The organism is Geobacter grbiciae, from assembly GCF_018531165.1.
GTDB lineage: Bacteria > Desulfobacterota > Desulfuromonadia > Geobacterales > Geobacteraceae > Geobacter > Geobacter metallireducens.
The window spans coordinates 24,852-38,835 of sequence record NZ_JAHDIW010000008.1 but is presented as its reverse complement, the minus strand read 5'-3'; the positions used below and the strand labels follow the sequence as shown (position 1 = coordinate 38,835).

Sequence of the window (13,984 nt, the reverse complement as noted above, 5' to 3'; positions counted from 1 at the left end):
GGCAATGGTCAGGGACAATGGACTGCTAGGCCCCAGGAAGAAATCCATCGAGTACCGGCACAATCTGACGGGTGAATGCCTGGAGGCGCTCTTCGGCTACATCTACCCGCTCGTTGGGATAAACCGGAGTAATGATCCTCACTAGCGCCCCATCGGTCCGATGGCGGGTCAAGGCGTCCCAGAAGGCATAGATCTTCAGCTGCCAAGGAGAGGTTAGAATCCGTCCCCGCTGGGGAAACCAGTAATAGGTCAACTGCCTGACCTCTCCTTTCTGCATGAAGGCGCGGTTGACTGTCATACTCCGGCTGCCAGAAAGAGAAATCTGCGTGTTGCCCGACTCCTCGAAAACCCAGCCGCTACCCGGGAGGCAAGTAGCGGGCGAATGGATCGATTCACCTTTGCGCTGACTCTCATAGTAGGCGGTATAGAAATTGATTTCCCTGTCGGTGGGGTTGTGATAATTGACAATCACATAATCGGATAACGTAAGTTCATCAAGGAACTTCTGCTCCATGGTCTGTCGTGCTCCCCGCCACTCGCCCACCTCTTGGGGAAAGCTGGTGAAAGGGTGCTTGATTGGCATTTTTTCCCGGAACTCAACACCATGGGAAAGAGCAGCCGTGGCGAAAAGGAGTACCAAGGCAAGCACCGGTTGAAGAGGGAGGTGCCTTACACTACTCTCTGAGACGCTTGTCGCGGCAATCCCCGTCGAACGGTGTGATGCCGAACCGGCAGCGCTCTCCCCTTCGCCTGCCGGTCTGCCGGTTATCTTTCTCAGAAGCCACAGTTCGGCCAAGAGCATCCCCAGGGTGCACATGAAGATAAACCACCCTGAAAAGTCGTGGAAGAACCCTTCCGCCACCTGCGCCCCCCATATGGGGTAAAGGATGCCGACAGAGGCGATCCGAAGTCCGTTGGTCACAATGGAAAGAGGAATAGTGGAGACGACCAGCAGAATCTTCTGCCAGAGAGCCCCCCGGTGAAAATGGGCCACTAGGCAACCGAGAACCACGAGGGGAAGGAGGTAGCGCAGACCGCTGCAGGCATCAACTACCTGGAGTTGAGTAAAGCCGACGTCAATCACATTCCCTTCCCGGAAGGCCGACATCCCCGCCAATTGCAGCGCAGTCACCCCCATCCGGGAAGAAATCAGCTTGAGGTTCATGGAAAGGTTGTTATAGATGAAATTCGGCGGTGGAAACATCGTAAGAAGGAATAAAACCGGAAAACCGATAATTCTCAGCTTTTGCCAGCCGAGGTGCGCCCAAAGAACCCCCACCACGATGAACCATGACGATATATAGAGTGTGAAATATTCACCTCCCAATTCGCCAAGCCAGAACAGCGCCAGACCGAGCACAAGAGGAAGTGCCCCCCACCACGAAACGCGTGATGGTAGCGCTGCGAGTTCTTGCCGCTTCTCCCATACCAGGTACAGGACTATAAAAGGAACAAAATAACAGTGATTGAAGTCATCCCGCTCCCACCATCTGAACATGACACGGTATGCAGGTGAAAAGATTATCGTCAGGAGCGTGCCGTAAAGGAACACCGCAACCAATGAGGCCGGTGTGGGGAAAATTGGATTAACTGCGCGCGTACGCATGATTTCCTTTCGATGAGGTTCTGAATTCGATCGATGCCTGCCGTCACTTCAAGATCGACAGAGTTGCAAAAGATGATCAACCTTCCTGAATCCGGGTCTTCTCTGCCACAGGCACCACATTCACGGCAACTCTTTTCCAATCACGCCAATGGTTGACGCCGGTAAAGGCACCATACTCGAGAGAGTTTCAAGGTAGCGGCGGGCGAGTACCTCACGATTGAAGACTGCCGAAACGAAGCGCCGTCCGTTTTGCCCCAGTTCGTCGGCAAGCTTCCCGTCGTCTCTCAGACGCCGAATCGCATCCGCCAGTTCCGCCGCGTTTTCGGGCTCAATGCAAAGGCCACAGCATCCCTCTTCGACAATTTCACGGCTTTCGCCTTCAACCCCGAGGATAATGGGACGCTCCATGGCCATCGCCTCGAATATTTTTGAAGGTATCACTGTCTTGAAGAGATCCGTTTTTTTCAGAAGCACCATGCAGGCATCCGAAGCGTTAATGATTTCCGGCATCCGCTCCTTTGGCTGTTGGGGGAGCATAAGCACGTTCGTAAGCCCTAATTCCGCCTTACGGGCAAGAAGCGGCTCCCTCTCTGCCCCATCTCCGACGAGCAGGAAAACAATATCCTCACAGCTCCGCATCGCCTCGGCAGTCTCGAAGATGGTATTGAGACCATGGGCCATGCCATGGGTGCCAACATAGGAGACAACAAACTTTCCTTCCAGTCCATGCTCTCTCCGGAAAGAATTCTCCCTCGGACCAGATGTGAAACGTTCAAGGTCCGCGCCGTTCTTGATGACGGAGATCCGGTCTCTCCCCACACCGCGGCCGGCAATATGCCGCTTGAAAGCGTCGGTCACGGCCACCACATGGTCGGCACGACGGTACATAAATGTTTCCAACCCTTCCAGCAGGTCGATCACAGTTCTATTGCGGATGGCACCGACGGCAATGATCGACTCGGGCCAGAGGTCCCGTATCTCCACAACCCACGGGGCACTCCTCGCCCGCGACACGAAATAACCGGCCAAACCACAGAAAAACTGGGGGGAAGTGGAGACCACCACGTCGATGTCCCGCACCAGACAGGAGAAGACGGTACTTGAAAGCATATACGAGAGATAATTGGCGATCCGCTTGGCAAAACCCTTGTTGGCGCTCAGGTAGGTCTTCACCCGCAGCACCCTGATCCCGTCAAGATCTTCCTGTTGACACCAGCGGTTCCGGTATCCCGGGTAGATTACGCCCTTCGGATGGTTCGGAGCGCAGGTAATGACGGTGACATGATGACCGTCCCGAACCCATCGCCGCGCGTTCTCGTAGGTGCGCGAGGCAGGAGCGTTCACCTCGGGGGGAAAATAGTGGGTAAGAAAGAGTATGTGCATGGCCTCGCTAACCTCATTTTCATGAAGGAGCTTACAGGGCGCATGCTAGCACCGCTCTTTGTAGACTGTGTTACACGGAAGTAAAAAGAGTATGGGTGGGAAACTTACTACGATAGCTCGACCGACAACTGCCGGTTCAGGTTACTGCGGGACTTACCGCAGCTCATCAGCTGAGCCGATAGTCATGACCCATCCGCAACGGGAGGGGAATCTCACGTTACGCAGACGGACCGAAAGGACTGAACAGGGGAGGCTGAGTCCAAACTCGGGGCAGTACCACCCCTCGTCACACCCGATCTCTTCCCCCCCCAGAGACGCCACTGTCAGGAGCAGCTCAGAACCGTTCCGGATAAAAGCTCGATTTTCATGAAACCCGACCGTGAGATCCGGATGAATATGAAGCCTCGATTCAACTTCATGCTCCCCTTCCCCATCGAGCAGATCCTCCACGACCAGTCTCTTCCCCTGCCAGACAACATTTCGATGGTGGACCGGCCTGCCGGAAAGTCGGTGGTAACCATCGTGGGCGCCGGTAAAGTGGAGGGCGCCATCATCGCGGAGCGTAATGCCTGGGCCCATGGGGCGGGCCCGCCGGGCGCACCGATGGGCGCTCCAGACATCCGACTGGTTCACCCCGTCCAGGGTGACGGTGTTGTGTCCGACGTTGCCCCGGTTATACCGGCGAATGTCACCATCGAGGTACTGACAGCAGCCCGAATCGACTATTACCCGTCTCCCCCTTAGCGACAGTTCGAAGCTCAGAGTGTCACAGTGGGCGTGCCCCGGCTGGTAGTCGGGCCCCACGGGCCCGCAGTCGATAATGAGACGATTCCCCTGCGCAGGGGCCATGACAAAATAGCCGGATTCAGGAAAAGCCCAATAAGCGCCAGTCTGCGCCGCAATCCGCTCACCGGTAAGACGTTCGTAGTAGGCTGCAAGCTCTGCCGGCCGGGTCTCGATGCCGAAGGCTGCATCATTGAAGAGGGCAATCTCCCCGTCGGGGTGACTCATACCGAGCAAAAATCTGACCATGGCACGAGTCACAAGTCTCAATCGTTCGGAAAAGATCCCCAGGTCGCGTCGGGAGTGATCCAGACAGAGGTTCAACAGATCGAGACAATCCTCAAGAATCATGGCGTGATACATGGGGCTGCGTTCAAAATGGCCGCCGTCGGCAAGAATTTGCTCTTCAATCTCTGAAGAAAGGATTTGCAGACCCTTTCCCAGCCACCTTTCGGCCACAGGCCCCACGAAGAAGAGTCCGGCAAAAAGGAGCGCTTTGCCATTCTTGAAATAGTGATTGCCCATCAGATGATATTCGACGGATTGTTCCAGCCAGAGGGTTTGATCGTAGAGGCTGTCCAGCCATTTATCAGCAATTGTAGTCCGCATATCGGAAGTGAGGAATAACTTGATCCAGTTCACAATGCGCAGCGACAACGGGAAAGGCTCCCACGCATCGGCCGTTCCGGGTGCATTGGAGGCGATCCATGAATCGAGCAGTGTCCGCATGCTTTCCCGAGACCGCCCCTCTTCCATAAGGCAATCAAAATAATGAAGATTATAGCGCCAGAGCTTGCCGACGGCGACAGGGTGCCAGTCGATGGCTTCGGGGGAAAAACTCAACTCCTCGTTCAGGAAGCGAAACGCAAATTCACTGCCGCAGTTCATTTTTCGAACAATTACCGGACTCATGAAAACACCGGACCGTCGGTTCACCGGGCCACGGCGACCAGGCAGCGAGGGCTGCCTGAGGCGGCGAACAACTCGAAAAGCCATCTGACGAAGCTTCAGGTGGCGAAGGGTATGAAAATAGCGGGACACTGATTCTGCTTTCACTACCGTATCCTTTATTGAGACAGTTCGTGCAAAATGATGCGGCGTGCCTCATCCGCCTTGCCGGTGTCAACAGGATTTGAAAGAACTCCTTTCGCCAGCGCCCTTGCCGCATCTTCCCCCTTGGACTTTGCATACATGGAGAGCAGTTCGTAATCCTCAACGCCCATACGCCAGGCCTCCCAGCGGCGACTCGAAACAATACCGCCGTTGGCCCCTTCATAGATCACTGCAAAGTCCGGACGGTCACCATCAAAATCATCCCAGGCACTCCCAGGGTTATCGCCTGAACCGATATCGGCATAATTCCAGAAACCGGCCCCTTTGAATCCCAGATAAAACGCTTTCCATGCCATGAGTCGATAGTAGGAATAGGGAGAAAGCGATTTCGTATTGTCGGCCGCGCCGTATATCCATATCTCTTTCTTTGAACGCCTTGCACCCTCCAACAGATCATCACGGTCGATTACCTGGGCTATATCCAGGTAAGGCAAGACCCTCAGGGCTTCCTTCCTCTCCAGAGTCCCGTAAAACTTTATCGACGGGATTTCCTTTCTGGCCCAGGAAGCGAATGCCACAAACCGATCGATATCCTTTCCGTGCACCTCGTCGAAAGGATAAAGATACAGTTGCTCCTCGGAGAATCCGGCTCGTGCGGCACTCTTGACCAGCGTACGATAGAGCTCTTTGAACCAATCCTTCCACTCGGAACTCAGGTACGCATAGTTATTGTTGGCAGTCAGCTTTTTGTTTTCATTGAAATTCAAAAAAAATAAAACCTTGGAAGCCCCGCTACTCAAACGGAGGTAATTTTCAATCCTGAGCAGATCACGAATTTTAGCCGGGGAATTAAAGGGAATATACCACGGGGGAATAACCGCGATATTGACATGATGTGCAAACAGGTCTTTCACCGCATCAGCCTTATGCTCTCTGATGGGCTTGAAATCGAGATAACCCCAGTTAATCGCATTGCAGGAGAATCTAGCGGGGAGAGCAGTGGTTGCTACATAAAGATTCAGGGGGACCGAACTGACATCTGCGCCTATAGCGACTTTCAGAGTGCTCTGCCATTTGCCGGGATATGCCCCATGTGCTGCCAGAAATATCATCCGTGATTCGCCGGGACGCAGTGTAAAACCGGAGTTCACTGGTACAAGCGGATCGGCAACAAATTCCATCGCAGCGCTTTTCACAAACGGCACATAATATACAGCCAGGCTGGGAGCCTCCTTCGCCATACTCTCCGGTCGAATGATTATCTTCTGAGGGGTTGCCGCCAGGTTCGTAAGCACAAAGGATGCATAATCATAGCCGCCCTGCGGCATCGTTAAAGCTATGCCGTTCGGAGGGTTGTCAAGGGGCGCGGAAATCGGTGACATCGGTGCCCAAGGGTTGACTGATTCCAAAAGGAATCGCCTTCCCGAAAATCGCGAACGGAGCGCGTCGCCACGCTGAGCAAAAATCGCAGTCTCGATTGACCCGGTTTCGTCGATACCGGAGAGGGCGTTTATGCTCTGCCTGATTGCGGATAATTGCATATCGGACCTAATGGAGTTGCCAGGCTCCCTGATTGCCGCGTCCAGGAGCCCGATCATAAATTCCTTTTCTATATCGAGCCGTTCCAGCTGGCTGCCAAAGCTCCGTACCGCCTCCATATCCATAGAGCCGACGATATTAGTTGGTCTGTTACCGGCAAAAACCTCGATCTCATCGCAGAAGGCGAAATTCCCTCTCGGGATAACCTCCAGCAGCAGATACCTTCCCTTTGTATTGATGCCTGACAGCTCGAACTTCTTGATCTTGTAATGGCCTGGCGTATTGTCCGGGCTTTTGACAATATCCCCCACATAGGAAAAATGATCCTTGTCAGTTCCGACGAATGCATACACATGGGCGGGGAAGTACACGCCCGCTCCCTGTCCGCGTGCGGTATTGAACGACAATCCGCCGATATCCGCTACTTTTCCGAGATCAATCAGTATTTCAATTCTTTTTGCACCCTGCCACCCCACTGTCGATTTCCGGGTCCAGAAATAGCCTGAGCTGTATTTGCCGTCCGTAAGGGAGGTCCTGTCATCCGGCCCTGCTGTCAGCTTGTAGTTTTGAATTGGAGTGACCGTGTATGCCTTGCCGATGGCCATGTTTGTAGCGGAGTACGTGGAAGGAACCAGGGCGGTAAACGAATATACGAATACCAAAAGAAGGAGGATCAGCTTGTGGACAATTGCGGCAGTCATGAAGTCAGGCAACGGTACATGTGCCAAGTAGCCGGGAGTAATACTGTTCTGCAGCCGATTTACTTAAGTGGGCCTTGAAATACTCGTAGCAGTTATCAGACATAGGTTTGAGCAACTCCCGATTTTCCAGTATGGTGCGGATTGCCTTCTCCAGTGCGGAAACATCGCGGGGCGGGATTTTAAAACCGGTAACCCCGTCCTCGACCAACATCTCCAGTGCTCCCGAGCTCGTAGAAATCATGGGCAACCCGGCACGCATGGCTTCGATTGCGGCATAGGGAAATGCTTCGTGATACGATGGAATGACCAACAAATCAGCTTCTCTATATGCCTGTTCCAGAGTCTCTCCCGACACATGCCCCAGAAACCGTAATGCACCATCAGAAATATATTTGCACATCGTAGAAAGTTCAGGATAAGCAGGGCCATCTCCCGCAACCGTCAACTCAACCTGTCCGTCGGCGCCATGCAGCCTGTTGAAAGCCTCCAGCGCTTCGAATATTCCCTTTTCTTTCACTAACCGCCCCACAAACAGGAGTTTAAGAGGAGCATTTTGGGACTTCAAGTGTCTTAGCCAGATGTCGTCTCCCTGGGCATAATTGGCAAACAGACCGACACTACAACCTTTGCATACAGGTACAAAACCCTCCTGCTGAATTTTGCTTAAAAAGTGATGCATTCGTACCTTGTGCATCAGTCGCAAACACAGAGTTGAAAGAAGTACCGACAGCCATGCGGGTAAGGACTGGAATCTGCCTCCATGATAAAATACATGTATTTTTGTATTGTCTGCATTCGGCAAAATCGCAAGAATCAGCAGCAACTTGATGATAGAGCCGGTATAGATGGAGGTGTTCACGAAAACATGAGTGAAGCGCCCCAACAATATTCTTTGCTTCAATCCTGTCAGTGAGCGGAATATTGAGACAATGCCAGTTTTATTGTTGGAATGGATGGAACCAGGATCGATGACTTCAGCATCCTTGAAACAGGCAAGTGTCTTCAACGTACTGATATGAGTGGCAACCCCTCCTTGATAGGGGCTGTCAGGAGACGGTCCGATTATGCATACCTTCTTATCTGGTTCCATTCCCATTCCATATTGGCGTCATCAAATCAGGCATTATATAATTGTAAGTACTTCTCAGCTGTCATCTCAATAGAATATAATTGTGAGAACTTTTTTCGAGCATTATGGGCAAGACTCGAAGCAAAAGAATTGTTTGATAAAACCTCGATAATCGCATTACCAAGACTTTTAGAGTCACCTTTCGAAACGAGCAGACCATCAAATCCGTGCTCAATAACGTCCGGAATACCACCGACAGATGTGCAGACGACCGGAGTACCGTACCCCATGGCTTCAAGGAGCGTTAAAGGCACCCCCTCCCAATCTGATGAGAGAACAAAAACATCTGAAGCAATCAACAACTCTGGAATATCTTTCCTTGGACCAAGGAGATGTAGGTTCTCTCTGGTTATATCTGGCAATTCAGATATTATTTTATCAATCTTATTTTTATAACTGCCGTTCAAATTATCTTCTCCGACTATCAACAAAGTATAATTTTCAGCATTTTTACATACTTTATTAAAAGATTCTATCAACAGTAACTGGTTCTTTTGTGTGCAAAGCCTGCCTATTGTTATAATTATTTTACTATTAAGCGGAAGTCCATAATGCTTTCTGATATCTTCTTTGCTTTTATTGATAATTTCGCTATTTGTTTTAATCCCGTTATTTACTATAACTGACTCTAAACAATACATATCCCTGACGCTGTCTTGTACTTCCTTGGACAAAGATACGGGTATCCAAGAAAAGAATTTAAAAGCAACTCTGTGTACGTTCTTCAAAAATCCGAATGTCTCATGAGTTGCTAAGTTGTGAACTGTATGAACCTTCAGGGAATAATTACCCAACACTCCTGCGAGAAGTGTATAGCGAAGCCCTGCCAAGTGAGTGTGAATTACATCCGGCTTGATGGCACGGAGGGTTTTAAGCATCCGTAATGGCGTAAACGGATCAAAGCCTTTTTTCTTCCCCAATGTTACGATTTGTGCGTCAGAAGCAAGAGCTTCGTCATATACAATAGATGGTATCGGGTCGTACAAGCTGATCAGTGTCACTTTATAATCAGGTCTTTGATTTTTAATTTCAGCGCAAAGTCTGACCGCCAACAACTCACCGCCACCCACATTGAAACTTGGTATAACCTGAACAATATTCATTGGCATTCCTCAAATCACGCATTCATGGCTATACTTTTAGAGTTCTTTGTCATACCGCAGAGATTGCCTTTAACATAAGCAAAAACAATAGACAAATTGCGATTACGAACAGAATTTACCATGTAAAGCAGACCTAAACTTATCACCGACCAAGCAAATAGTGCAGCAAGCAGAAGCTTCTTGAATGCTGTGTTGCCTCTCACAAAGATATATTTTTTCCAGAAGACAAAACTATTACATCCAACGGAAAACGCTGAATATACTGCTCTCATTGAATCAAGCCTCGTGGAACCGCACAAGTGACGCGTCAGCACATCGGGCACCGCAAATATCCGATAACCAGCCAAGTGAGCTTTGTATGAAAGTATCGCATCGTCACGGAAACCATAGGGCGAGGAATCAACCCACACGTCCTCGTCAAGATTTATTGCCAACAGAGCTGATCGTTTTGCAAGCAACAGCATGCCAGGACAGCTCTCACTCGGGAGCGGAGTTAACGGATCCTTATTCAGGTACGAATACCCACCGGTGGGGAGCATGCGAATAAATACATCCTGATTTTTTCGCGCAATCGCTTGAATGGTGATAAGGCGAAGCCATGCCTTGCCCGGCGTTGGAAGAAGCGTCCTGTTAATAGGATAAACAATATCGGCACCATATTTTGCCATGGCAAGCATGAGCTTGTTCATGGTTTCAGGTTCAAACTCCACATCATCGTCCAACAACAGGACATGATCGTTTCCTGCGCTTTCGATCCCCTTGATCCGTTGAGCAAGCATTCCCTTGCCCGAATAAACAACCAGTTCATTACCCCTGAGTTCGGGAGGAGCAGGATAGCCATGGGGCAAGACGACTATGATTTCGTTCGGTGGTATGGTTAATCCATCTATACTCTTCAACAGCGCTTCAAACCTGTCAGCGCTGGTGCCCAATGTTCTGATGCAAATCGAATATTGAGGAAATATATCTTTTCTATTCGGCTCGGTGTCCATAATTTCCATGGGTTAAGATTCTATTGAAGAAGTTCCAGATAACTCCGGCTGACAGTATCCCAGCTATAGTCGCTGACTTTATCATAGTTTGTGGTCGATATACTATGGCAGAGGCGTTTATCTGCTATCAGCATTGTAATAGCATTGACTATGTGCATATGATTATTGCGTCCCACCAAGAGGCCGTTCACCTCGTTATCTATCAAATCGACATTACCGGCCACTTGAGTTGCGACTATTGGTAATCCTGAAGCCATGGCCTCAAGTATGACCAACGGACAGCATTCATAATTGGAGGTTGACAGAAAGATGTCGGACTGCTGATATGCCGCTACTAGACTTTCGCCAGCAAGGTTTTCACATGTCGTAACGGTGTCGCGTAACCCTCTATTAATAATTGTTTCGTTCAATTGTGATGTACCACCGCCTACTATCAGATAATGTATGTCGCTTCTTGATTTTGCAATTTCAGCGACAGCATTTATCCCAAGTCCAAGGTTTTTAACCAGAGAGTTCCTGCCAACGGTTAATACCAATTTTTTATGTTCGGGGATATTGAACATCTCCCTGATATTTGTATTTGCCTTAGTTTTAAATCTATTCAGCTCTACGCCATTTGGTATTACTCGTATGAGCGAAGGTTTTACTCCAATATCCAACAAATTAGCTTTTGCACTGTTACTGATGGCAATTACTGAACTTGCATTATTGAGGGAATTTGCCAGTTTGTTGTCAATATCGTACTGGTCGCGTTGTGAGTTTACGTCATTACGCACAATATCGGAACCGTGGCTGGTAATACTCCAGATTCGTTTTGGCTTCAAATTATCAAGATACAAAGCTACAGGAATAGAAAAATGTCCTGATACAAAATCAGGATTAAAGTAGTTTATCTGTCTGTTCAAACTTCTTGTGCTGACATTTACCCATGGGAATCTATGATAACCGAATCGCGTTGCGCCGCGCATGATCTTATAACGCATTACCTTATAAAGAGCCTCAGGGTGAGCAACCTCTGCCGTCAATGAATTGAATACGCAGACATCATGTCCCTGCATGCTCCATTGGTTGCCAAGATGATGGACAACGAATTCTCCTCCACCCGTTAAAGGTAGAAATGTATTTGTTACAAGGGCTATTCTCAAGAAATCTGCTCCATAACACTGTGCTTCATGAACATTTTCAACCGCTCAGTCTCTGTCGTGGTGGACAATGAAAGTCCGGCGAGTGAGGTGGCACTTTGCTTGACTGACATAGGGTCATCGCTTTTTGAATCCACAAATCGAAGGATTGTATTTGCTGCTCCAGCCGCATTGTCAAGATCAACAAAGCAGAAGCATGATGAATCAAGCCTGGCGGACGACCATGAATTTGCAACATTGCCAACAATAACCGAAAGGCCACAGGCAAGATATTCTCCGAGTTTTGTCGGCGAAGCGACTCGATTTACGACGCCATCATCCCGGATCAAAAATCCGATGTCTGCAGCGTTAAGATAAGCAGGCACTTCTTCATGGGGGACTGCAATTATTCTGAAATCATCATCGGACAAACCAAGCGAATAGGCATGATTGCAAAGCTCAGCATCCGGATTCGGACACATGATCAACAATTTGGCAGCAGTTGCGGAGCACTTGAGATACTCGGCAAAAACGTTTACTGAGTAATGCACGTTCTGCCACTTATGAACGGAACCACAATACACGAACAAGGTTTCACCGTCATTCAACTGAAGCTTTTGCCTGTAATATGATCGCGTATCAAGATCCATCCTGAAGAGCTCTGATCTCACAGAGCATTGAAACGGATGGAACCGGGCACGTGTCGCAGGATACTTTATTATTAGATGTTCAATCATGTTGACAGACTGACAAGTGATAAAATCAGCATTAAGAGCTATTTCTTGCTCCAGCCTAGACTCATAGCTGTAAACGGATTCATGTAGTTTTGACGTTGGATTATGGAATAACACCTCTTCAGGCCCTGCGCCGTGGAGGTCCATTATCAGTTTGGCTCTCTGCCGCCAAAACTTGGTTGCCTTGGCCAGTTTCCACGACGCGCTGGTTTCCCCGACAACAATGTCAGGCCGCAAGAAGGTGGCAAGAATCAAGCCTGCAATACATGAACTGAAACCATTCCATGTGCGTGCAAGAAGATGACGGTTTGTCCAGAGGATAGGGAGAATCAGCCTCCGTTCGAAAATTCGCGTATTCCTATCGTTCTTAAATATTTCGCGAAAGTGACGCAATGAGACAAGGACTACCTCGTGGCAATGTCCAGCAGTTATTTCAGCAATAGCCGAATTGAGGTTTTTGACCCTGATAAAGGCGCCGTCATCAGGCCGGCGAAACGTATGTATCAAAAGGTTCTTTGACACTATCATTCCTCATTCTGCTGTTTGCCATATCTGTGTACTCACTTATGAACAGCCCGACAAAAATGCCGAACGGGACCAGATTCATTGAATAAAACAGGTATGGAACCGTGTTCAGCAGCATCATCAAGCAGGCGCACATTACTGCGCAGAATGCAGACAGACAAAGCCCCAGATTTGGTTCACCACACTTTTTCAACAATTTGGCAAACCTTAAGAATAGAGTAGATATCCAAACCAAAACCATAAGAATTGCCGGTAGTCCCCCCATAAAGCCTACCCGCAGGATACTATGCGCATCCTGGCTTCTTGTGCTCGAAACGATTGAACCGATCCCCCATAGGGGTGATTCTACAATAGATTCGAGAGCATCGCGGTTTGCAGCAATCCTTGCATTCCTTGGGTCCAGACTTCCCACTTTGGCAGCTTCTGCAAGCCGCTTTTCCATCACTGCAGTAAAATTCGACTTTGCTGACGCATTCCTGATAACTGCATATCCACCACCAACCAGTATGACCATGACAAATACAGTGGCTATGCCCCCCCTTCTCTTAAAGGAAAGTCCCGCATAGATCAGCATAACTAAAGGCAATATCAACACGAAAGACCGTTGCGCAAACGATATTGAACATATGAGACAAATAACCAAAGATGACAGCAGCAAGAATAATCCGTAAACATTTTTGTATGATTTAAGCAAAATTCTGCCCGCCAGAAATGCAGTTGTTATCATTATCAACGCTGACGCCCTAGGTACATAGAACATCCCAGAACTGGTGGCTATGTTTTCAGATACTCCGTAAGCATCATTCATCCCCTTTGGCAGGAAATAGTATTTTGCAACCAGCTTTCCATTTTTTGTCCATAAAATGTCGAGGTGGATTAGAGCAAACAACACAGCTAACAAAATAGTAATGTTTGCCAGCAATTTTCGCTCTTTAGCTGAAAGGGTAGAGACTGCTAAAGGCAAAATATAAAATATTGCAGTTTGCAAAGTGACAGCAATCAGATCCCATTTGGTTGATTGGTTAGTCAGAAAAGCAATACTAGCTGATGCAAACAGCCAACCAATTAATATTATTAACAATCGTGCATCGAATTTATTTACAGTTTTAGATTTATAACTAATAATTGCACGAACAAACAAACATAATATAAGTATGGTTGCAGAGCTAGTGCCTGTGATAATAAAGCTGACATTTGTAAACACAGACGGCAGAACAAATGAACATTCCAATAACAATAAAGATATAATTCCGACAATAGGTTTAAATAATGTCACTATGCCGATAAATATGACAAAAAACGTTAACATCTAATT

10 protein-coding genes are annotated in these 13,984 nt (G+C 48.7%); all 10 read right to left on the bottom strand.

Annotated features, from left to right (window positions below; genetic code table 11):
• Positions 1-25: 25 nt before the first annotated feature.
• Complete coding sequence (xrtD, locus tag KJB29_RS10915; protein WP_246561186.1) at positions 26-1,498, bottom strand: VPLPA-CTERM-specific exosortase XrtD; 1,473 nt, start codon at positions 1,496-1,498, stop codon at positions 26-28.
• Positions 1,499-1,726: 228 nt separating this feature from the next.
• Positions 1,727-2,989: a glycosyltransferase family 4 protein gene (locus KJB29_RS10910; protein WP_004511565.1), complete on the bottom strand. Its 1,263-nt coding sequence runs from the start codon at positions 2,987-2,989 to the stop codon at positions 1,727-1,729.
• Positions 2,990-3,142: 153 nt separating this feature from the next.
• Positions 3,143-4,684, bottom strand: a complete 1,542-nt coding sequence (locus KJB29_RS10905; RefSeq protein WP_187148471.1) for a heparinase II/III family protein — start codon at positions 4,682-4,684, stop codon at positions 3,143-3,145.
• Between the two features lie 155 nt (positions 4,685-4,839).
• Positions 4,840-6,969, bottom strand: coding sequence for a glycoside hydrolase domain-containing protein (locus KJB29_RS10900; protein ID WP_238378992.1), 2,130 nt, complete (start codon positions 6,967-6,969; stop codon positions 4,840-4,842).
• A 100-nt stretch (positions 6,970-7,069) separates the two neighbouring features.
• Entirely contained in the window at positions 7,070-8,155 is a 1,086-nt protein-coding gene (locus KJB29_RS10895) for a glycosyltransferase family 4 protein (protein ID WP_004511568.1), read from the bottom strand.
• Between the two features lie 26 nt (positions 8,156-8,181).
• Positions 8,182-9,297: a glycosyltransferase gene (locus KJB29_RS10890; protein WP_004511569.1), complete on the bottom strand. Its 1,116-nt coding sequence runs from the start codon at positions 9,295-9,297 to the stop codon at positions 8,182-8,184.
• 14 nt (positions 9,298-9,311) lie between these two features.
• Entirely contained in the window at positions 9,312-10,298 is a 987-nt protein-coding gene (locus tag KJB29_RS10885) for a glycosyltransferase family 2 protein (RefSeq protein WP_011365834.1), read from the bottom strand.
• An 11-nt stretch (positions 10,299-10,309) separates the two neighbouring features.
• Entirely contained in the window at positions 10,310-11,434 is a 1,125-nt protein-coding gene (locus KJB29_RS10880) for a glycosyltransferase family 4 protein (protein WP_004511571.1), read from the bottom strand.
• Positions 11,431-12,672 carry a glycosyltransferase gene (locus KJB29_RS10875; RefSeq protein ID WP_215734602.1) on the bottom strand — a complete coding sequence of 414 codons (1,242 nt, stop codon included), beginning with the start codon at positions 12,670-12,672 and terminating at the stop codon, positions 11,431-11,433. The genes KJB29_RS10880 and KJB29_RS10875 overlap by 4 nt, the downstream gene beginning before the upstream one ends.
• The gene (locus KJB29_RS10870) at positions 12,626-13,978 is read right to left on the bottom strand and encodes a hypothetical protein (protein ID WP_215734601.1); all 1,353 of its coding nucleotides are present in this window, start codon (positions 13,976-13,978) and stop codon (positions 12,626-12,628) included. Before KJB29_RS10870 ends, KJB29_RS10875 begins: the two co-directional genes overlap by 47 nt.
• Between the last annotated feature and the right edge of the window lie 6 nt (positions 13,979-13,984).